The following is a 21,044-nucleotide window of genomic DNA, read 5'->3' on the forward strand; positions in this document are numbered from 1 at the left end:
GTTCTTGATCTGGGCAAGGATGCCCCGTTGAGGGCTTCAATATCGCAGGTGGCTGTGCTTGAATCGAATAGAACGTGTTACATATCTGGGTGTAGGAGGTAGCTGTGACCGGACCCCGCATACCCGCAGGCTTCGACTTCACCGACCCCGATATGTACGCGACCCGGATCCCGGTGGAGGAGTTCGCCGAGCTGAGGCGGACCGCGCCGGTGTGGTGGAACCCCCAGCCCACCGACCGGGGCGGCTTCGACGACGACGGCTACTGGGTCGTGTCGCGGCACGCGGAGGTCAAGGAGGTGTCGCGCAACAGCGACCTCTACTCCAGCTGGGAGAACACCGCGATCATCCGGTTCGAGGACGGCATGACGCGCGACCGGATCGAGATGCAGCGGCTGGTGCTGCTGAACATGGACCCGCCCGTGCACACGAAGCTGCGCGGCATCGTGTCGCGCGGGTTCACCCCCAGGGCGATCGGCAACCTGCGCGACGCGCTCAACGCCAGGGCGGGCCGGATCGTCGAGACCGCGCTGGCCAAGGGCAGCGGCGACTTCGTCACGGACGTCGCCTGCGAGCTGCCGCTCCAGGCCATCGCGGAGCTGATCGGCATCCCGCAGACCGACCGGCGCAAGATCTTCGACTGGTCGAACGAGATGATCTCCTACGACGACCCCGAGTACGACCGCGACCCGATGGCCGCCGCCACCGAGCTGCTCGGCTACGCCTGGACGATGGCGGAGGACCGCAGGGGCTGCCCGATGGACGACATCGTGACCAAGCTCGTCCAGGCCGACGTGGACGGGGTCGGGCTCGCCTCCGACGAGTTCGGCTTCTTCGTGCTGCTGCTGGCCGTCGCGGGCAACGAGACCACGCGCAACGCCATCACGCACGGCATGAAGGCGTTCCTGGACCACCCCGACCAGTGGGAGCTGTTCAAGGCCGAGCGCCCCAAGACCGCCGCCGACGAGGTCGTGCGCTTCGCGACGCCGGTGATGTCGTTCCAGCGCACGGCTTTGGCCGACACCGAACTCGGCGGCGTGCCGATCCGGAAGGGTCAGCGGGTGGGCCTGTTCTACAGCTCCGCCAACTTCGACGAGACCGTGTTCGACCACCCCGAGCGCTTCGACATCACCCGCGACCCGAACCCGCACCTGGGGTTCGGCGGCAGCGGCGCGCACTTCTGCCTCGGCGCCAACCTCGCCCGGCTGGAGATCGACCTCATCTTCAACGCGATCGCGGACCACATGCCGGACATCCGCCAGGCCGCCGAGCCGCGCAGGCTGCGGTCCGGGTGGCTCAACGGGATCAAGGAGTTCCAGGTCCACTACTCGTGACGCGCGGAGGAACGGCCCGGTGCCCGCTCGGGGCGCCGGGCCGTTCCCGCGTCCGGGGTCAGACCTGCCGGATCGTGGCCATCGCGCGGTCGACCTCCCAGAACGCGCGCATCGACCGGATCAGGCCGTCGGGACCCACCCGGTAGACGAACACCCCGTCGGTGTCGATCCGGCTGCCACCGGGCAGGAACGCGCTGATCGTGCCGACGTTCGCGACCTCGTGGCCGGTGGCGAACGAGTCGTGGACGGCGAACTCGAACCGCTCGGCCAGCGCGATGGCGAGGTCCCAGAACGCCGAGAGGCCCTCCCGGCCGTGGTGGCCCTTGCCCTCCGGGTCGAACATCGACGGGCCCACCGGGTCCTCCACCACGGCGTCGTCGGCGAACAGCGCCAGCCACTCGTCCTTGGCCCCCTTGACCACCGCTTCCATCGACCGCCACGACGCGGTGCGCGCCGGGTGCTCGACCTCCGATGCGGTCCAGGTGATCGCGTCCACCAACATGCCGCCCACTCCTCACATCCGGCTGATGACCTCGTCGGCGAACCGCCGCAGGCCGTCCTTCTTCGCCGCCAGCGCGCCGTCGAACCCCACGCCGTAGAACAGCCAGGGGACGACGATCGCGTCCGTCACGCCGATCTCGGCCTGCTGCCGGTAGCCGTCGAGGCCGAACCGGTCGATGCAGACGGCCTGGATCTCGTACGGCTCGTCGGCGCGCCCGTACTCGGTCCGCAGCACGGCCAGCTTGTCGATCACGGACCGGAGGTCGTCGAACTTGATCATCGCCGACGTCCAGCCGTCGCCGACCCGCGCCGCCCGGCGCAGCGCCACGGGGGTGTGGCCGCCGACGTAGAACGGCACCGGGTCCGCGGGCGCCGGGCTCATCCGCAGCCGGTCGAAGTCGAAGAACTCCCCGTGGTGCTCGACCATGCCGCCGCCGAGCACGAGCTTCAGCACCTCGATCATCTCGTCGGCCCGCCTGCCGCGGCCCTCGTAGGGCGCGCCGCACCACTCGAACTCCTCCGGCGCCCACCCGATCCCGACGCCGAGCCCGAAGCGGCCACCGGTCAGGTTCGCCACCGAGCCGACCTGGCGGGCCAGCAGCAGCGGGTTGCGCGACCCGAGCTTGAGCACCTGGGTGTAGAAGCGGATCCGCTCGGTGACCGCGCCCATCGCCGCGGCGGCCACCATCGGGTCGACCCAGGGCGTCTCCTCGTTCCACATCCGCGAGCCGTCCGGCGTGTACGGGTACTCGGCGGACACCTTCTCCGAGAAGAACAGGGAGTCCGGCAGCGCCACCGAGTCGTAGCCGCACTCCTCGGCCGTCCTGGCCAGCTCGGTCAACTGGTCCAGCGGACTCATCGCGATGCCCACGCTGAACTTCATCGCACACCTGCCCTCTCCGAGCCGACGACCCACATCGCGAAGAACTGGGAACCGCCGCCGTAGGCGTGCCCCAGCGCCGTGCGCGCCCCGTCGACCTGGTGGTCGCCCGCGCGGCCCATCACCTGCCTCGCCGCCTCGGCGAACCGGAGCATCCCGGACGCGCCGATCGGGTTCGACGACAGCACGCCACCGCTCGGGTTCACCGGGAGCCGTCCGCCGATCTCGGTCTCGCCCGCCTCGGTGAGCTTCCAGCCCTGGCCCTCGTCGGTGAACCCGAGGTTCTCCAGCCACATCGGCTCGAACCAGGAGAACGGCACGTAGATCTCGGCGACGTCCACCTGCGCCAGCGGGTTGGTGATCCCGGCCTGCTTCCACAGCGCCGCGGCGGCGTCCCGGCCCGCCCGTGGGTTGACCTGGTCGCGCCCGGCGAACGTCGTCGGCTCGGTGCGCAGGGCCGTGGCGTGGATCCACGCCGCCGCACCGCTGGTCGGCTCGTCGGACAGGACGATCGCGCACGCGCCGTCCGACGACGGGCACGTCTCGTCGTAGCGGATCGGGTCCCACAGCATCTTCGACGCCCGCACCGACTCCAGCGTGATGTCCGGCTGGCGCAGGTGCGCGTGCGGGTTGCGGGAGCCGTTGCGCCGGTCCTTCACCGCGACCATCGCGCCGACGTGCTCCGGCGCGCCGGAGCGGCGGATGTAGGAGCGCACGTGCGGCGCGAAGTAGCCGCCCGCTCCCGCGTGCACCGGCATGGTGAACGGGATCGGCACGGACAGCGCCCACATCGCGTTGGACTCCGACTGCTTCTCGAACGCCACGGCCAGCACCCGCCGGTGCACCCCGGCCTGCACGAGGCTCGCCGCCACGTTCGCCGTGGTGCCGCCGACGGAGCCCGCGGTGTGCACGCGCAGCAGCGGTTTCCCGCCCGCGCCCAGCGCGTCCGCCAGGAACAGCTCGGGCATCATCACGCCCTCGAACAGGTCCGGCGCCTTGCCGACCACGACGGCGTCGATGTCGCCCCAGTCCACGCCCGCGTCGGCCATCGCGCGGTCGACGGCCTCGCGGCACAGCCCGGCCATGGACACGTCCAGTCGCTTCGCGGCGTGGTGGGTCTGGCCGGTGCCGACCACGGCCGCCTGCTGCCCGGCCATCAGTCCCGTCCCTCCATCACGCAGACCAGGTTCTGCTGGAGCAGCGGTCCGCTGGTGGCGTGCCCCAGCACGCGTTCGGCCTCCCCGTCCAGCACCCGCCGCGCGGCCTCGCCGATCCGCGCCAGTCCGGCGGCGAACATCGGGTTGCCGACGAGCGTGCCGCCCGAGGGGTTGACCCTGACCTCGTCGCCGAGCCCGAGCGCTTGGCGCAGCAGGATCTCCTGGTGGCTGAACGGCGCGTGCAGCTCCGCCACCGCGACCCCGTCGGCGCCCGCGGCCTTCCCCGCCGCCACGGTGGACGGCGAGGTGGTGAGGTCGCGCCCGCCCAGGCTCGGCGAGTCGACCCGGTGGTCGATGCCGGTGATCCACGCCGGTCGCTCGCACAGCTCGCGGGCCCGGTCGCCGGACGCCAGCACGATCGTCGCCGCCCCGTCGGTGATCGGGGCGCAGTCGTGCGCCCGCAGCGGGTCCGCCAGGTAGGGCGCGGCGAGCAGGTCGTCGACGTCGACCTCGCCGGAGAACTGGGCCAGGGGGTTCGCCCGCGCGTCCGACCGGCTGCGGGCGGCGACCTCGGCCATGGCGCGCTCGCTCCACAGCCCGCCCTCGATGCCCAGCCTGGCCTGGATGCCCGCCAACCCGATCGAGTCGGGCCACAGCGGCGTCACCAGGTAGGGGTCGAGCTGGAGGGCCAGCACCCGGCGCAGGTGTCCGGCGGAGGACTTGCCGAAGCCGTAGACCAGCGCGGTGTCGACCTCGCCGGTGAGGATCTTCACCCACGCCTCGTAGAGCGCCCAGGCGGCGTCCATCTCCACGTGCGACTCGACGATCGGCGGGAACGCGCCGATCGCGTCCACCGCGGACACGAACGAGAACGCCCGCCCCGCCAGGTAGTCCGACGACCCCGAGCACCAGAACCCGATGTCCGGTGTGGACAGTCCGAGCCCGCCCAGCACCTCCTGGAAGATCGGCACCAGCATCTCGACACCGTTGGTGGTTCCGGTCGTCCTGCGCACGCAGGGCGTCTGGGCGAAGCCGACGACCGCGACGTCCGGCATGGGCCGACCTCCTCTCGTCACAGGTGCTGCGAATAGGTGTCGTACGGCGCGTCCGGCTCGCCGGTGGGGCGGAAGTGGTCGATGTTCTGCAACGTCGGCCCCCACTCCTCCCTCGGTTTCCACACGGCCTCGACGCGCATCCCCATCCGCACCTCGTCGGCGGCGCAGCCGAGCACGAGGTGCAGGAACGCGATGTCCGCGCCGTCCAGCAGCACGTAGGCCGCCACGTACGGCGGCGTGATCCGCTGCCCGAGGAACGGCACGTTGACGATGCAGAAGGTCGTCACCGTCCCGCGGTCGGTCAGCTCCACCTCGTCGGTGGTCGGCACGCCGTCGGTCGGGCACGCGGGCCTGGGCGGCAGGTAGACCTTGCCGCAGGCCGGGCAGCGCTGGCCGAGCAGCCTGCCCTCGGCCAGGCCGCGCAGGAAGGAGCTCTCCTCCGCCGACGCGGTGTGCCGGTAGTGCAGCCGCACCGGGCTGGTGATCATGGTGACCGGCTCGCCGTCGTCGGCCAGCGGCTCCGGCGCCGGTTCGTCGGACGGTTCGAAGCACGCGATGTCCGTGACGGCCCCGACCCGCTCCTCCGCCCACCGCACCCGGACGCGCATCCCCGTCCGCATCCGGTCGGGCGACCCGGCGTCCACGGCGTGCAGCAGCGCGGTGTCCGCCCCGTCGAGCTGGACCAGCGCCCAGGCGAACGGCCGGTCGAGCGGCTGGCCCTCCAGCGGTTCGGCCGCCCACGACCAGCTCCGCACGACACCGGTCGACGCCACGTCGACCACCTCGGTCAGGGGTTCGGCGGTCACCGGGTCGTACTCGGCGGGCGGTACGTGCACGCGCCCGTCCGAGCCGCGCACACCGGTCACCCGCCGCTGCCGGAGCGCCGTCATGAACCGGCCCAGCGTGGGGCCGAGCGAGCGCGTGTAGTCGAAGCCAACCTCTAGTGGAGCGCTGAGCGGCTTGGTCACGAATCAAAGTGAAACAGGTTCTCGATTTCGTGGCAAGATGCCAGGTGACCGAGGAGGTTCGGCATGAGGGTGGGGCTACAGCTCGGGTACTGGGGCGCGCAGCCCCCCGGTGACGCGGCGGCGTTGGTGAAGGCGGCCGAGGAGGCCGGTTTCGACGCGGTGTTCGCCGCGGAGGCCTGGGGGTCGGACGCGTTCACGCCGCTCGCCTGGTGGGGGTCGTCCACCTCGCGGGTGCGGCTGGGCACGTCCGTGGTGCAGATGTCGGCGCGCACGCCCGCGGCCTGCGCGATGCACGCGCTGACCCTGGACCACCTGTCCGGCGGCCGGTTCGTGCTCGGTCTCGGCGTGTCCGGGCCGCAGGTCGTCGAGGGCTGGTACGGGGCGCCGTTCGGCAAGCCCCTGGCCAGGACCAGGGAGTACGTGTCGATCATCCGGCAGGTGCTCGCGCGCGAGCGGCCGGTGAGCAACGCGGGCCCGCACTACCCGTTGCCCTACCAGGGGCCCGGCGCACTCGGGCTCGGCAAGCCGCTGCGGCCCATCACCCACCCGCTGCGCGCCGACCTGCCGATCTGGCTCGGCGCCGAGGGTCCGCGCAACGTCGCGCTCGCCGCCGAGATCGCCGACGGCTGGCTCGCGATCTACTACGCGCCCAGGCTCGCCCCGATGTACGACGAGTGGCTCGCGGAGGGGTTCGCGAAGCCCGGCGCGCGGCGGACCAGGCGGGACTTCGAGATCGCCGCCACGTGCCAGGTCGTGGTGACCGACGACCCGGTCGGCGTCCGGGCGCGGATCAAGCCCGTGATGGCGCTCTACCTGGGCGGGATGGGCGCGCCGGGGATGAACTTCCACGCGGAGCTGTTCTCCCGCATGGGGTACCGCGAGGTGGTCGACGACGTCGGGCGGCTGTTCGCGGCAGGCCGCAAGGAGGAGGCGGCGCTGGCGGTGCCGGACGAGCTGATCGCCGAGATCTCGATCGTCGGCACGGCCGAGCAGGTGCGAGCCGACCTCGCCGGGTGGAGCGCGGCCGGGGTGTCGACGGTGATCGTGGGCTGCCGCGACGTGGCGTCGATCCAGGCCGTCGCGGACGCTTGCCAACTAGTGAAACACGTTCTAATTTGAGGTGAGGTAGCCGCGAGGACGGGAGTGCTCACGTGACCTCCGAGGGACTGTGGAACATCGCCGCGGCGGACCCCGACCGGTGCGCGCTGGTCGACCCCGCGGGCCGCGGGACCACCTACCGCGACCTGGCGGCGACCGCCGACCGGTACGGGCGCGGGTTGCAGGCCATGGGGCTGCGACCGGGCGACAGCGTCGTGCTGATGCTCCCCAACAGCGCCGAGCTGGTCGCGGTCTACTTCGCCGCGGTGCAGACCGGCCTGTACGTCGTCATGGTCAACTGGCACCTCGTCGGCCCCGAGGTCGCCTACCTCGTGCGGGACAGCGGCGCCAAGGCGTTCGTCGCGCACGAGCGGTTCGCCGACGTCGCGGCCGACGCCGCCGCGCGGGCCGAACTCGCGCCGGACGCGTGCTTCGCCGTCGGCGACGTCCCCGGCTTCCGGCCGTTGAGCGAGCTGGGGGAGGGCGAACCGGCGATCCGCCCCGACGTCCGCACCACGGGGTCGCCGATGCTCTACACCTCGGGCACCACCGGCCGCCCCAAGGGCGTGCGCAGGCCGCTGACCGGAGCCGACCCCGACGTGGTCCCGCCGTCGGCCGCCTGGTTCTTCGGCATCTTCGGCCTCAAGCCGTTCGACTCGCACGTGCACCTGTGCGGGTCGCCGATGTACCACACGGCGGTGCTGAACTTCGTCGTCATCTCGATCCAGCTCGGGCACACCGCGGTCCTGATGGACCACTGGGACCCCGAGGAGATGCTGCGGCTGATCGAGCGCCACCGCGTGACCCACAGCCACATGGTGCCGACCCAGTTCCACCGCCTGCTGGCCCTGCCCGACGACGTCCGGTCCCGCTACGACCTCTCGTCGCTGCGCGTGATGATCCACGGCGCGGCCCCGTGCCCGATCGAGGTCAAGCGCCGGATGCTCGACTGGTGGGGGCCGGTCGTGACCGAGTACTACGCGGCCACCGAGGGCGGCGGCACCGCGATCAGCGCCGAGGAGTGGCTGCGCAAACCGGGGTCGGTCGGCCTGCCGTGGCCGTCGTCGGTGGTCCAGATCTTCGACGAGGACGGCAACGAGCTGCCCGCCGGTGAGCGCGGCCTGGTCTACATGCGGATGGGCACGGCCACCTTCGAGTACCACCGGGACGAGGAGAAGACCCGCTCCTCGCGGCTGGGCGACCTGTTCACGCTGGGGGACGTCGGGTACCTCGACGAGGACGGCTACCTGTTCCTCTGCGACCGCAAGAGCGACCTGATCATCTCCGGTGGGGTCAACATCTACCCGGCCGAGATCGAGGGCGAGCTGGCGTGCCACCCCGAGGTCGCCGACGTCGCGGTGTTCGGCGTGCCGCACCCGGACTGGGGCGAGGAGATCAAGGCCGTCGTCCAGCCCGTGCGGCCCGGTGCCGAGTTCACCGAGGACCTGCTCGCGTTCGCGGCGCGGCGGCTGGCGAAGTTCAAGCTGCCGCGCACCGTCGACTACGTCGAGGAGCTGCCGCGCGACCCCAACGGCAAGCTGTACAAGCGCAGGCTGCGCGACCCGTACTGGACGAAGACCCGTGGCCGCGACCGGGTCAGGATGACGCGGGCCGAGGTCGACGGGTTCCTCCTGGAGCAGCGCACGCTGGTCGTCGCGAGCCTGGGCAGGTCCGGGGTGCCGCACCTCGCGCCCATGTGGTTCGCGGTGCTGGACGGCGACATCGTGTTCTGCACCGACCGCTCCTCGCAGAAGGTCGTGAACCTGCGCCGCGACCCCAGGATGAGCGCGCTGGTCGAGGCCGGCGAGGCGTACGAGGAGCTGCGCGGAGTGTTCCTGGAGGGCACGGCCGAGGTCTCCGACGACCCGGCCGACGTGGCCCGCGTCGTGGACGCCGTCGTGGCCCGCACCATCGGCCCGGTCGACGACGCGAGCGGCGAGGGGGTGCGCCGCGCGATGGCCAAGCGCGTGGCGGTGACCTTCCGGCCGACCCGCGTCGCGAGCTGGGACCACCGCAAGGCCTTCCCCGCCACCACGTCACCGGAGCGCTGACCCGTGCCCCCACCCGAAGGACCGCCCACCCGCCGCCAGGTCCTCGCCGGGGCGGGCCTCACGCTGGCCGCCTGCCTGGTCGGCGGCGTCCCCGCCGACGCGAGCGCCGAGGTCGACGCGAGCGCCCCGCCGCTGGGGGAGTACGACGTGGTCGTCGTCGGTTCCGGCGCGGCCGGGATGACCGCCGCGCTGACGGCCGCGAAGCGCGGGCTGAGCTGCGTGGTGGTCGAGAAGGCCGCGACCTTCGGCGGTTCGGCCGCGAGGTCCGGCGCGGGCATCTGGGTCCCCAACAACGAGGTGCTGCTGGCGGCGGGCGTTCCGGACACCCCGCAGAAGGCGAGCGCCTACCTCGCCGCCGTGGTCGGCGCGGGCGTGCCCGCCGCGCGCAGGCAGGCCTTCCTGGCCCACGGTCCGGCCATGATCTCGTTCGTCGTCCGCAACAGCCCGCTGCGGTTCCGGTGGATGGAGGGCTACAGCGACTACTACCCGGAACTGCCGGGAGGCCTGCCGAACGGCCGGTCGATCGAACCGGACCAGTTGGACGGCAACGTCCTCGGCTCGGAGCTGGCGAACCTGAACCCGCCGTACCTGGCGACGCCCGCGGGCATGGTGGTGTTCGGCGCCGACTACAAGTGGCTGGCCCTGTCCCTGGTGAACGCCAAGGGGCTCGCGGTCGCGACGGCGGCGCTGGCCAGGGGGACCAGGGCGGCGCTGCTGGGCCAGAAACCCCTCACGATGGGGCAGGCGCTGGCGGGCGGCCTGCGCGCGGGCCTGATGGCCGCGAACGTCCCGGTCTGGCTCAACACCCCGTTGGTGGACCTGAACGTCGAGGGCGGCGCGGTCACCGGTGTGGTGGTGCGCAAGGACGGCGCCCAGGGCCTGATCAGGGCCAGGCGGGGCGTCATCGTGGGCTCCGGCGGGTTCGAGCACAACGCGGCCATGCGCGCCCAGTACCAGCGGCAGCCGATCGGAACCCAGTGGTCGGTGGGCGCCAGGGAGAACACCGGCGACGGCCACCGCGCGGGCGAGCGCGCGGGCGCGGCCCTGGACCTGATGGACGACGCGTGGTGGGGCCCGGCGATCCCCACCCCCGACTCGCCCTACTTCTGCCTCGCCGAACGCACCCTGCCCGGCGGCCTGATCATCGACCAGGCGGGGCAGCGCTACGTCAACGAGGCCGCCCCGTACGGCGACGTCGTGCACGTCATGTACGACCGGAACCCCGCCACCCCGTGCATCCCGTCGTGGCTGGTCGTCGACCAGAACTACCGCAACCGCTACCTGTTCGCCGACATCGCGCCCACCCTGCCGCTGCCGGACTCCTGGTACCGGTCGGGTGCGGTGGTGAAGAACTGGAGCCTGGAGGGTCTGGCCACGGCGATCGGCGTCCCGCCTGCCGCGATGAAGGCCACGGTGAGCAGGTTCAACGGGTTCGCGAGAACGGGCCAGGACACCGACTTCCGCCGCGGCGACAGCGCCTACGACCACTACTACACCGACCCCGCCGTGATCCCCAACTCCTGCCTGGCACCGCTGTGGGCGCCGCCGTACTACGCGTTCAAGATCGTCCCCGGCGACCTGGGCACGAAGGGCGGGATGCGCACGGACGCCCGCGCACGGGTGCTGCGGCCGGACGACACGGTGATCCCCGGCCTGTACGCGGCGGGCAACGCCAGCGCCGCCGTCATGGGCCGCAGCTACGCGGGCGCGGGCTCGACCATCGGTCCGGCCATGACCTTCGGGTACGTCGCGGCGAACGACATCGCGGATCGTTCTGCGGGGTGAGTGTTCGGCGTGTGGTTCTGGTGCGGTCGAGAGGGAGTTCCAGCGTGGTCGGCCGCGACCGCGAGTTCCGGCGTGGGTGGCCGATGTGACCTGGGGCCCCTCTTTTTGGCGCTAGTCGGGCCGAAACGGCAGGTGGAAAGCTTGCCGCCCGACCAATTCCAGCGCCAAGAACCCCAAGTCGCATCGGCCGCGGTCCAGGGCCGTGGCCGCCGGTTCCCTCGTGGTCGGGTGCTGTGCTTCCGGTTCCGTCGTGGGTCCGGTGGTGTGGCTTCCGGTTCTGTCGCGGTCCAGGGCCGTGGTCGCCGGTTCCGTCGTGGTCGGGTGCTGTGGCTTCCGGCCTGTGGTGGTCGGGTGCTGTGCCTGCCGGTTCCGTCGTGGCCACGCCCCTGTCGGGCATTCCTCGCGTGACCCCAGCCTCACGGGTCTCAGATTCCGCGGAAGTCCGGTCGGCGCTTGGCCGCGAATGCCACCGGCCCCTCCTTGGCGTCCTGGCTGCGGAACACCTCCACCCCCAACCGGGCGTCCACCTTGAAGGCCTCCTCCTCGGGCATCCCCTCGGTCTCCCGCATCGTCCGCAGGATCGCCGCGACGGCCAGCGGCCCGTTCGCGGCGATCAGCGACGCCAGCTCCATCGCCTTGTCCAGCGCCGTCCCGTCGGGCACGACGTGCCCGATCAACCCGATCCGCAGCGCCTCGGGCGCCAGGATGTGCCGTCCGGTCAACAACAACTCCGCCGCGACGGTGTACGGGATCTGCCGGGGCAGCCGCACCGCGGACCCGCCCAGCGGGAACAGCCCCCACCTGGCCTCCGACACGCCGAACCGGGCGCTCTCCCCGGCGACCCGGATGTCGGTCGCCTGGAGGATCTCCGTCCCGCCCGCCACGGCGGGCCCCTCCACCGCCGCGATCAGCGGCTTCGTCAGCCGCCGCCCCTTCAGCAGGGGTTCGATCACCGACAGGTCGGCGTCGCCGAAGCTGTCACCGGGGTGCTTGCGGTTCATGGCCTTCAGGTCGGCCCCGGCGCAGAACGCGCCACCCGCACCGGTCAGCACGCACGCCCGGATGGCCGGATCGGAGTCCACCCGGTCCCACGCCGAGAGCATGAGCTCCATCATCGGCCCGGACAGCGCGTTGCGCGCCTCCGGCCGGTTCATCGTGACGACCAGGACGGGGCCCACCCGCTCGACGAGGCAATGCGGTTCCTCAGCTACCTGCGACGTCATCTCCGAGGGCCTCCTGGATCGAGTCTGACCGCCTGGGGGATTGTCCACAACGATAACACGTTCTACTTTCGCGACATGGCCCTCAACGTCGCAGATCTCGTCGAGCACGCCGTTGACATCGTTCCGGATCGCGTCGCACTCCTCTGCGGCGAGCGGAAGGCAACCTACGCGCAGCTCGAAGAGCGCGCGAACCGTTTGGCCCACCACCTGGCTTTGAACGGTGTGGGCCCCGGCTCGCACGTCGGCCTGTACGCGCGCAACTCCATCGAACTGGTGGAGGCCATGATCGCCGTGTACAAGCTGAGGGCCGTGGCGATCAACGTGAACTACCGCTACACCAAGAACGAGTTGCAGTACTTGTTTGACCAGTCGGACCTCGTCGCGCTGGTGCACGAGCGCCGCTACTCCGACCTCGTGGCGCAGGTGCTGCCGACGGTGCCCCGGCTGCGGCACGCCGTGGTGATCGACGACGAGTCGGACGCCGACGCCTCCGGCCACGGCGGTGTGGACTACGAGACGGCGCTGGCGGGGGCCTCGCCCGAGCGGGACTTCGAGCAGCGCAGCGGGGACGACCTCTACATCCTCTACACCGGCGGCACCACCGGGATGCCCAAGGGCGTGATGTGGCGGCACGAGGACGTCTGGCGGGTGCTCGGCGGCGGCATCGACTTCGTCACCGGCGAGCACGTCACCGACGAGTGGCACCAGGCCCGGCAGGGAAAGGACTACGGGCTGGTCCGGCTCTGCCTGCCCCCGATGATCCACGGCGCCGCGCAGTGGGCCGTGCTCGGCGCGCTGTTCTCCGGGAGCACCGTCGTGCTCGTGCCCAAGTTCGACCCGGCCGAGGTGTGGCGGGCGGTCGAGCGGCACGGCGTCCAGGTGGCCGTGATCGTCGGCGACGCCATGGCCAGGCCCATGATCGAGGAGTTCCGCTCCGGCCGGTACGACGCCTCCTCCCTCGGCATCATCAACAGCAGCGCCGCGCTGTTCTCGCACACCGTCAAGGAGCAGTACCTGGAGGCGCTGCCGCACGTGACGCTGCTGGAGTCGATCGGCGCGTCCGAGACCGGCTCCACCGGCATCGGGGCGGTGTCCAAGCAGGTCCGGAAGACCGACGGCACGAGGGTGAAGCTCAACGACGACACCATCGTCATCGACGACGACGGGCGTCGGCTCGCGCCGGAGACCGGGGTCGTCGGCAGGCTCGCCCGCGGCGGCAACGTCCCGCTGGGCTACTACAAGGACCCCGAGAAGACCGCCGCGATGTTCCAGGAGGTCGACGGCAAGCGGTACACCGTGCCGGGCGACTACGCGCGGTTCGAGGCCGACGGCACGATCACGTTGCTGGGCAGGGGGAACACGTGCGTCAACACCGGAGGGGAGAAGGTCTTCCCCGAGGAGGTGGAGGCCGCGCTGAAGTCCCACCCCGACGTCTTCGACGCGCTGGTCATCGGCGTGCCCGACGAGCGGCTCGGGCAGCGGGTCGGCGCGCTGGTGCAGCCGCGGCCGGGCCGCGCGCCCGACCTGTCCGAACTGGACACCCACGTGCGGCGGGAGATCGCGGGCTACAAGGTGCCCCGGAGCGTGTGGCTGGTGGACGAGATCGCGAGGCTCCCCAGCGGCAAACCCGACTACCAGTGGGCCAAGCGCCACGCCGACGACCACGCGACGGCATCGCTGCCGGGCTGAGGAGGATCCATGCGCACGCCCCTGTGCGACACGCTGGGCATCGAACACCCCGTCCTCGGCTTCACGCCGTCCGAGCACGTGGCGGCGGCCATCAGCCGCGCGGGCGGGCTCGGCGTGCTCGGGTGCGTGCGCTTCAACGACGCCGCCGACCTCGACCGCGCGCTGACGTGGATGGACGAGAACACCGACGGCAGGCCCTACGGCGTGGACATCGTGATGCCCGCGACCGTGCCGACCGAGGGCACGTCCTTCGACCTCGACGAGCTCATCCCGCAGGGGCACCGCGACTTCGTGCGGCGGACGCTCCAGAAGCTCGGCGTGCCCCCGCTGCCCGCCGACGAGGAGTCCGGCGCGGGCGTGCTCGGCTGGCTGCACTCCGTGGCGCGGTCCCACGTGGACGTGGCGCTGGAGCACCCCGTCCGGCTCGTCGCGAACGCGCTCGGCTCGCCGCCGGACGACGTGGTCGAGCGGGTGCACGAGCACGGGATCCCCGTGGCCGCGCTCGCGGGCAGGAGCGAGCACGCGAGCAGGCACGTGGACAACGGCGTCGACATCGTGGTGGCGCAGGGCTACGAGGCGGGCGGTCACACCGGCGAGGTCGCCTCGATGGTCCTCGTCCCGGAGATCGTCGACGCCGTCGGCGACCGGGTGCCGGTGCTCGCCGCGGGCGGCATCGGCTCCGGCCGCCAGATGGCCGCCGCGCTCGCGCTGGGCGCCTCCGGGGTGTGGATGGGCTCGTACTGGCTCACCACCGCCGAGTACGCGCTGACGGGGCAGGGCTCCGCCACCCAGCGCGCGCTGCTGGCCGCCGGGTCGAGCGACACCGTGCGCACCCGGATCTACACCGGGAAACCGGCCCGCCTGCTCAAGACCAGGTGGACGCAGGCGTGGGCGGAGGCGGACGCCCCCGCGCCGCTGCCGATGCCCTTGCAGAACCTGCTGGTCAGCGAGGCGCACCAGCGCATCGCGAGGTCCGACGACCCCGAGGTGGTCTCCATGCCGGTCGGCCAGGTCGTCGGGCGGATGAACGAGGTGCGCCCGGTCGCCGAGGTCATGGCGACGCTGCTGCGCGAGGCCGACGAGGCGGTCGACCGGCTGGGCAAGCTGCGCTGAGGCGTGACGCGGGGCCCCTGGTCACGCCGGGTGCGCGGCCAGGGCCGCCCCGATCCCGCGCAGGTGCGCGGTCGCGCCGCCCAGGTCGAACTCCACGCGCTTGGCGGCGGTGAAGTACCGGTGCAGGCCGTGCTCGACGTCGATGCCCTGTCCTCCGTGGACGTGCACGGCCGTGTGCGCCACCCGGTGCCCCGCGTCGGCCGCCCAGAACTTGGCCGTGGCGACCTCCGTGTCGCACGGCAGGTCCGAGGCGAGCCGCCAGGCCGCCTGCCACAGCGTCAGCCGGATCGCGGCCACGTCGACGAACGCGTCGGCCAGCCGCTGCGACACCGCCTGGAAGCTGCCGATCGGCCGGTCGAACTGCACGCGGGTGCGGGCGTGCTCGGCGGTCAGCTCCAGCGCCCGCTCGGTGATCCCGAGCTGGAGCGCGCACAGCCCGACCGTGGCGCGCGCGACCAGCCACCGCGCTGTCCCGTCGCCCGGTGAGCCGAGCAGCCGGTCCTCGCCCAGCCGCACGCCCGCCAGTTCGAGCCACGCGGTGTCGTCGCCGTCCACGACCCGCTGCCCGGCCACCGTCACGCGCTCGTCGTGCGGGTCGACCAGGAACACCGCCGTGCCCCGCGAGGTCGTCGCGGGGACGAGGAACAGGTCCGCCACCGCACCCCACGGCACGGTGGTCTTCGCACCGGTCAGCGTCCACCCGTCCGGCCCGTGCTCGGCGGTGGTGGCGGGGGTGCCCGTGCCGTCGTCCAGCTCCTCCACGAGCGCCGCGGTCGGCAGCAGCTCCCCGGCGGCGGTCGGCTTCGCCCACGCCTCCCGCTGCTCGGCGGTGCCGAACGCGGCCAGCGCGGACGCGGCCACCGCGATCGACGGCAGGTACGGCACGGGCGCGACCGCGCGGCCCAGTTCGACCAGGACGCCGCACTGCTCCAGCAGCCCGAACCCGCCGCCGCCCACGTCCTCGGGCAGCGCGGCGGACAGCACCCCGGCCTCGGCGAGGTCCGCCCAGAGCGCGCGGTCGACGTGGCCGGGGGAGGCCTCGACCTGGCGCAGCCGGGCCGCGGTCACGTGGTCGGCCAGGATGTCGCGGGCCAGGCCCGCCAGTTCGAGCGTCGCCTCGGTCGGTGTGAAGTCCATGCGGTCCTCCCGGTCAGCGCGGGGCGGCGGGCAGGCCGAGGCCGACCCTCGCGATGATGTCCCGCTGGATCTCGTTGGTGCCGCCGCCGAAGGTGAGGATCAGCGACGACCGGTGCATCCGCTCGACCCGGCCGCGCAGCAGCGCCCCCGGCGACCCGGCGCGCACGACGCCGTGCGCGCCCAGCACCTCCATCAGCAGCCGGTACGCCTCGGTCGCGAACTCGGTGCCGAACACCTTCGTCGCCGACGCCTCCGCCGGGTTCGGCGCCCGCTCGGCGTCGGTCGCGATCTTCCAGTTCAGCAGCTTCAGGTACTCGGTCTTCGCGTGCACGCGGGCCAGGTGCAGCCGCACCCACTCCTGGTCGACCACGCGGTCGCCGGTGCCGGGCAGCGTGGTCGACCGCGCCCACTCCCGCACCTCCTGGAGCGCGGTTTGCAGGGGCGCGGCCGAGCTGAGCGCCACGCGCTCGTGGTTGAGCTGGTTGGTGATGAGCTTCCAGCCCTCGTTCTCCGCGCCGACCCGGTTCGCCACGGGCACGCGCACGTCCTGGTAGTAGGTGGCGCTGGTGGTCGGCCCGGCCATCGTGCGCACGGGCGTCCAGGAGAAGCCGGGGGAGTCGGTCGGCACGACCACCATGCTCAACCCCTTGTGCCGCGGCGCCTCCGGGTCCGTGCGGCAGGCCAGCCACACGTGGTCGGCGTACTGCACGAGGCTGGTCCACATCTTCTGCCCGGTGATCACGTACTCGTCGCCGTCGCGGACGGCGCGGGTGCGCAGCGCGGCCAGGTCGGTGCCCGCCTCGGGCTCGGAGTAGCCGATGGCGAAGTGGGTCTCGCCGCGCGCGATCCCCGGCAGGTAGCGGGCCTTCTGCTCGGGCGTGCCGAAGGCCATGATCGTCGGCCCGATCGAGTTGATCGTCAGGAACGGCACCGGCGCGCCCGCGACGGCCGCCTCGTCCACGAAGATCAGCTGCTCGATCGTGGGACGGCCGCGCCCGCCGTGCTCCTCGGGCCACCCGAGGGTGAGCCAGCCGTCGTGCCCCATCCGGCGGACGGTGTCCTTGTACGTCGCGGAATCGCCGTAGTCGCCGTCGCCCGAGGTGAGGGCCTCCCGGCGCTCCGGGGTCATCAGCGCGGCGAAGTAGCTCCGCAGTTCCCGGCGCAGGTCCTCCTGCTCGGGCGTGTACCCGATGTGCATGCGTCCTCCGCTGGCTCGGGATGCGAAGCGACCACTACTCTAGAACGAGTTCTAGTTCAGTGTGAAGGGCTCAGGGGAGGTAGTCGTGAAGGTCAGCGTCGACCCGGTGCTGTGCGAGGCGAACGGCGTCTGCGTCGGGGTCCTCCCGGACGTCTTCGACCTCGACGACGACGAGGTGTTGCAGGTGCGACCCGGTGATCTGGCCGAGGGGGAGGTGGAACCGGCCAGGAGGGCGGTCGCGGCGTGCCCGCGCAACGCCCTGCGGCTCGCCGAGTAGGGCGCACACGGATGGACCTTGTGATGAATGAGAACAGATTCTAGTGTGCCCTGTATCCAGCTCAGCCGTGAACTCGACGAGGAGTGATACCGGTGAAGGCAGCCGTGCTGAACCAGATCGGCGACGACAAGCTCGAACTCCGCGACGACGTGACCACCACGGCACCGGGCCCCGACGAGGTCCGCATCAGGGTCAGGGCGTGCGGGATCTGCCACAGCGACCTCTCCGCGATGAACGGCACCCTGCCCGCGCTCGCCCCCGGCGTCGTCGGCCACGAGGGCGCGGGCGAGATCGTCGAGGTCGGCAGCGCGGTGACCTCGCTCGCCGTCGGCGACCACGTCGTGGTGACGTTCGTGCCGCCCTGCGGGACCTGCCGCAACTGCGTCAGCGGCGAGACGCACCTGTGCATCGTGCACGCCATGGCGGCGTTCACCTCCCCGCGCTTCCTGGTCGGCGGCAACCCGGCCTTCGGCTACGCCGGGCTCGGCACGTTCGCGGAGGAACTGGTCGTGCCCGCCGCCGGAGCGATCAGGATCGACGACGACGTGCCGTTCGAGATCGCCGCGCTGATCGCCTGCGGCGTGATCACCGGCGTGGGCGCGGTCCTCAACACCGCCAAGGTCGAGGCGGGGTCCGACGTCGTGGTCATCGGCTGCGGCGGTGTCGGCGTCTCGGTCATCCAGGGCGCGCGGCTCGCGGGCGCGGCCCGGATCATCGCGGTGGACCCGGTGGTGGAGAAGCACGAGGTGGCCAAGCACTTCGGCGCGACGCACGCCACCACCCCCGAGGGCCTCGCCGAGCTGAACCAGTCGCTGGTGGGCGGCATGGGCTTCGACTACGGCTTCGACGTCGTCGGCCTGCCCGCCACCATCCGGTCGGCGTGGGACGTCACCCGGCGCGGCGGCCACGTCGTGATCGTGGGCGCGGGCCGGGCCGACGCGATGGTCGAGTTCAGCGCGCAGGAGCTGTTCCTGCACGACAAGACCCTGCACGGGTCGTTCTACGGCACGGCGAACGTCCGCCGGGACGTGCCGCGCCTGGTGGCGCTGTGGCGCGCGGGACGGCTCGACGTGGAGTCCATGATCAGCAAGCGGATCCGCCTGGAGGACGTCAACGAGGGGCTCCAGGTGCTGCGCGGCGGTGGCGCCTCCGTCCGCCAGGTCATCATCTTCGACTAGGAGGGCGTCCACCGTGGACCTCGCGGGCAAGGTGGCGGTCGTGACCGGCGCGGGCGCCGGGCTCGGCCGGGCGGAGGCGCTGGCGCTGGCCCGTGCGGGCGCGGACGTCGTCCTCAACGACCTCCCCGGCGCGGCGGACACCGTCGTGGAGGAGGTCGAGCGGCTCGGCGCCAAGGCCGTCGTGGTCGAGGGCGACGTCGGCGACCGGGCCACCGCGGACGGTCTGCTCGCGGCGGCCGTCGAGCACTTCGGCGGCCTGCACGTCGTGGTGAACAACGCGGGCGTGCTGCGGGACCGGATGCTGTTCAGCACCTCCGACGACGACTGGGACCTGGTGCTGCGGGTGCACCTGCGCGGCCACTTCCTCGTGTCCCGCGCGGCGGCGACCTACTGGCGGGCCCGCGCCAAGGAGACGGGCGGACCGGTGTACGGGCGGGTCGTGAACACCTCGTCGGAGGCGTTCCTGCTCGGCCCGGCCGGTCAGCCGAACTACGCGGCGGCCAAGGCGGGGATCGTCGCGCTGACCCTGTCGACCGCGCAGGGTCTGGCCCGCTACGGCGTCCGCGCCAACGCGATCTGCCCGCGCGCCCGCACCGCCATGACCGAGCACGTCTTCGGCGAGGGGCCCCGCGACGGCGTCGACCCCCTCGCGCCGGAGCACGTCGGGGCGTTCGTCGCGCACCTCGCCTCCCCGGCCGCCGACGCGATCAGCGGCCAGGTCTTCGTCGTGCACGGGGGCGTGATCGCGCTGATGGCCCCGCCCACCGTGGAGCGGCGGTTCGACTCGACCGAGGACCTCGCCGCCCACTTCGCGGCCAGGGACCCCCGGCGGACGTTCGCCTGCACCGAGACGCTTTCCCTGTCCTGATCCCGCGTTCGAGGAGGAGCAGTGGTGTTCACCGTAGGACCGCACCGGGAGACGCTCGGGTTGAAGGACGGTCAGCTCCTGGTCGGCGGCGAGTTCCGCTCGGCGGCCGACGGCCGGACGTGGACGCACCACCACCCCGCCACCGCCGAGGTGGTCGGGCGGTTCGCCGTCGCCTCCGAGCAGGACGTGGACGACGCCGTGCGCGCCGCCCGCCGCGCGTTCGACGACGGCCCGTGGCCGAGGTGCGGCGCGGGGCAGCGGGTCAAGGTGCTGCACCGGTACGGCGAGCTGCTGCGGGAGCACGCCGACGAGCTGCGCGGCCTCCAGGCGCTCGACAACGGCGTGCCGCTGTCGTTCGGGCAGGTCTACGGCACGTCGGTGGCCATCGCCGCGGACATCTTCGACCACCACGCGGGCTGGATCGACAAGGTCGGCGGCGAGACCCTGCCGCCGTACCAGGGCGGCGACCACCTGGCGATGACGTTCCGGGAGCCGGTCGGCGTCGTCGCGGCCGTGCTGCCGTGGAACGCGCCGTTCGTGCTCTTCGCGCAGAAGCTCGCGCCCGCGCTCGCCGCGGGCTGCACGGTCGTCGTCAAACCCTCGGAGTACGCGTCGTTCTGCGTGATCCGCATGGTCGAGCTGCTGATCGAGGCGGGCCTGCCGGACGGCGTCGTCAACCTCGTCACCGGGCCGGGGGAGCCGACCGGGGCGGCGCTGGTCGGCCACCCGCTCGTCGACAAGATCAGCTTCACCGGCAGCCGGTCGGTCGGCGGGCTCGTCGTCGAGGCGTCCGCCGGGACGACCAAGCGCGTGTCGCTCGAACTGGGCGGCAAGAGCCCGGCGCTGGTGTTCCCCGACGCCCAGAACGTCGGCCTGGCCGCGATGACGTGCATGGGCATGGTGACGATGGGCCTGTCCGGTCAGGCGTGCGTGGCGCACACCAGGGCGCTGGTGCACCGGAGCGTGCTCGACGAGTTCCTGGCCTCCGCCGAGGTGCTCGCGGGCGTGGTCACCTTCGGCGACCCGTTCGACCCCGCCGTGATGGCCAGCCCGCTGATCAACCGGCGGCAGCTCGACCGCGTGCTCGGCTACATCGAGAAGGGCCAGGAGGAGGGCGCTCGCCTGGTCACCGGCGGCAAGCGCCTGGACGGCGACTACGCGGACGGCAACTTCGTCGCCCCGACGATCTTCGCCGACGTGCGCAACGACATGACCGTGGCCCGCGAGGAGATCTTCGGCCCGGTGCTCGCGGTCGTGCCGTTCGACGACGAGGACGAGGCGGTCCGGATCGCCAACGACACCGAGTACGGCCTGGGCGCGGGCATCTACACCAACGACGTCCGCCGCGCGTTCCGCGTCGCCAGGCGGCTGCGCGCCGGGATGATCGGCGTCAACGGCTTCCAGCTCGAACCGCACGTGCCCTTCGGCGGCTACAAGCAGTCCGGGCTCGGGCGGGAGGGCGGCCGGAGCGCCTACGAGGCCTACACCGAGCTGAAGACCGTGATGATGCCGTTGACCGACGAGCTGATGTGACC

At 72.3% G+C, this 21,044-nt stretch carries 18 protein-coding genes; 10 read left to right on the top strand and 8 right to left on the bottom strand.

The annotated features are described in order from the left end of the window. The first annotated feature begins 104 nt into the window (after positions 1-104). Positions 105-1,331 (top strand): cytochrome P450, encoded by a 1,227-nt coding sequence (locus tag VFZ92_RS20760; RefSeq protein WP_330877646.1) that lies wholly within the window; start codon positions 105-107, stop codon positions 1,329-1,331. A gap of 58 nt (positions 1,332-1,389) precedes the next feature. Here the strand turns inward: VFZ92_RS20760 and VFZ92_RS20765 are convergent, their stop codons facing one another. The 5 genes from VFZ92_RS20765 to VFZ92_RS20785 are packed head-to-tail and all read right to left on the bottom strand — an operon-like array spanning position 1,390 to position 5,892. After that, the gene (locus VFZ92_RS20765; RefSeq protein WP_330877647.1) at positions 1,390-1,833 is read right to left on the bottom strand and encodes a nuclear transport factor 2 family protein; all 444 of its coding nucleotides are present in this window, start codon (positions 1,831-1,833) and stop codon (positions 1,390-1,392) included. A gap of 12 nt (positions 1,834-1,845) precedes the next feature. Further along, positions 1,846-2,715: a TIGR03619 family F420-dependent LLM class oxidoreductase gene (locus VFZ92_RS20770; protein ID WP_330877648.1), complete on the bottom strand. Its 870-nt coding sequence runs from the start codon at positions 2,713-2,715 to the stop codon at positions 1,846-1,848. Beyond that, entirely contained in the window at positions 2,712-3,869 is a 1,158-nt protein-coding gene (locus VFZ92_RS20775) for a thiolase domain-containing protein (protein ID WP_330877649.1), read from the bottom strand. The genes VFZ92_RS20770 and VFZ92_RS20775 overlap by 4 nt, the downstream gene beginning before the upstream one ends. Next, positions 3,869-4,924: a thiolase domain-containing protein gene (locus VFZ92_RS20780; RefSeq protein ID WP_330877650.1), complete on the bottom strand. Its 1,056-nt coding sequence runs from the start codon at positions 4,922-4,924 to the stop codon at positions 3,869-3,871. The genes VFZ92_RS20775 and VFZ92_RS20780 overlap by 1 nt, the downstream gene beginning before the upstream one ends. Before the next feature lie 17 nt (positions 4,925-4,941). Further along, on the bottom strand, positions 4,942-5,892 hold the full coding sequence (locus VFZ92_RS20785; RefSeq protein WP_330877651.1) for a Zn-ribbon domain-containing OB-fold protein: 951 nt from the start codon (positions 5,890-5,892) through the stop codon (positions 4,942-4,944). Between the two features lie 63 nt (positions 5,893-5,955). On the opposite strand from VFZ92_RS20785, the gene VFZ92_RS20790 reads away from it, so the two are divergent. The 3 genes from VFZ92_RS20790 to kstD all read left to right on the top strand — a co-directional run bounded on the left by VFZ92_RS20790 (position 5,956) and on the right by kstD (position 10,826). Continuing rightward, complete coding sequence (locus VFZ92_RS20790) at positions 5,956-7,011, top strand: LLM class F420-dependent oxidoreductase (RefSeq protein ID WP_330877652.1); 1,056 nt, start codon at positions 5,956-5,958, stop codon at positions 7,009-7,011. 32 nt (positions 7,012-7,043) lie between these two features. Further along, positions 7,044-9,041, top strand: coding sequence for an AMP-binding protein (locus VFZ92_RS20795; RefSeq protein ID WP_330877653.1), 1,998 nt, complete (start codon positions 7,044-7,046; stop codon positions 9,039-9,041). A 75-nt stretch (positions 9,042-9,116) separates the two neighbouring features. Further along, positions 9,117-10,826 carry a 3-oxosteroid 1-dehydrogenase gene (gene kstD, locus VFZ92_RS20800; RefSeq protein WP_330877684.1) on the top strand — a complete coding sequence of 570 codons (1,710 nt, stop codon included), beginning with the start codon at positions 9,117-9,119 and terminating at the stop codon, positions 10,824-10,826. A gap of 425 nt (positions 10,827-11,251) precedes the next feature. Here kstD and VFZ92_RS20805 read toward each other — a convergent pair whose 3' ends face one another. Further along, positions 11,252-12,049, bottom strand: a complete 798-nt coding sequence (locus VFZ92_RS20805; protein WP_330877654.1) for a crotonase/enoyl-CoA hydratase family protein — start codon at positions 12,047-12,049, stop codon at positions 11,252-11,254. 75 nt (positions 12,050-12,124) lie between these two features. Between VFZ92_RS20805 and VFZ92_RS20810 the strand changes: the two genes are divergently transcribed. Further along, positions 12,125-13,738 (top strand): acyl-CoA synthetase, encoded by a 1,614-nt coding sequence (locus VFZ92_RS20810; protein WP_330877655.1) that lies wholly within the window; start codon positions 12,125-12,127, stop codon positions 13,736-13,738. Between the two features lie 9 nt (positions 13,739-13,747). After that, a complete protein-coding gene (locus VFZ92_RS20815) occupies positions 13,748-14,851 on the top strand; it encodes a nitronate monooxygenase family protein (protein WP_330877656.1) in 1,104 nt (367 codons plus the stop codon). Positions 14,852-14,872: 21 nt separating this feature from the next. Here the strand turns inward: VFZ92_RS20815 and VFZ92_RS20820 are convergent, their stop codons facing one another. Further along, complete coding sequence (locus VFZ92_RS20820; RefSeq protein WP_330877657.1) at positions 14,873-15,988, bottom strand: acyl-CoA dehydrogenase family protein; 1,116 nt, start codon at positions 15,986-15,988, stop codon at positions 14,873-14,875. Positions 15,989-16,001: 13 nt separating this feature from the next. After that, positions 16,002-17,186, bottom strand: coding sequence for an acyl-CoA dehydrogenase family protein (locus VFZ92_RS20825; RefSeq protein ID WP_330877658.1), 1,185 nt, complete (start codon positions 17,184-17,186; stop codon positions 16,002-16,004). A gap of 85 nt (positions 17,187-17,271) precedes the next feature. Here VFZ92_RS20825 and VFZ92_RS20830 point away from each other — a divergent pair, with 85 nt between their 5' ends. The 4 genes from VFZ92_RS20830 (at position 17,272) to VFZ92_RS20845 (ending at position 21,042) form a co-directional block, all read left to right on the top strand. Further along, positions 17,272-17,463 (top strand): ferredoxin, encoded by a 192-nt coding sequence (locus VFZ92_RS20830; protein ID WP_330877659.1) that lies wholly within the window; start codon positions 17,272-17,274, stop codon positions 17,461-17,463. A gap of 92 nt (positions 17,464-17,555) precedes the next feature. Next, positions 17,556-18,641 carry a Zn-dependent alcohol dehydrogenase gene (locus VFZ92_RS20835; protein WP_330877660.1) on the top strand — a complete coding sequence of 362 codons (1,086 nt, stop codon included), beginning with the start codon at positions 17,556-17,558 and terminating at the stop codon, positions 18,639-18,641. A gap of 13 nt (positions 18,642-18,654) precedes the next feature. Further along, positions 18,655-19,509: a 3-oxoacyl-ACP reductase gene (locus tag VFZ92_RS20840; RefSeq protein ID WP_330877661.1), complete on the top strand. Its 855-nt coding sequence runs from the start codon at positions 18,655-18,657 to the stop codon at positions 19,507-19,509. A gap of 21 nt (positions 19,510-19,530) precedes the next feature. After that, positions 19,531-21,042 carry an aldehyde dehydrogenase family protein gene (locus VFZ92_RS20845; RefSeq protein WP_330877662.1) on the top strand — a complete coding sequence of 504 codons (1,512 nt, stop codon included), beginning with the start codon at positions 19,531-19,533 and terminating at the stop codon, positions 21,040-21,042. The last annotated feature ends 2 nt before the right edge of the window (positions 21,043-21,044 follow it).

Source organism: Umezawaea sp., assembly GCF_036375055.1.
Taxonomy (GTDB): Bacteria; Actinomycetota; Actinomycetes; order Mycobacteriales; family Pseudonocardiaceae; genus Umezawaea.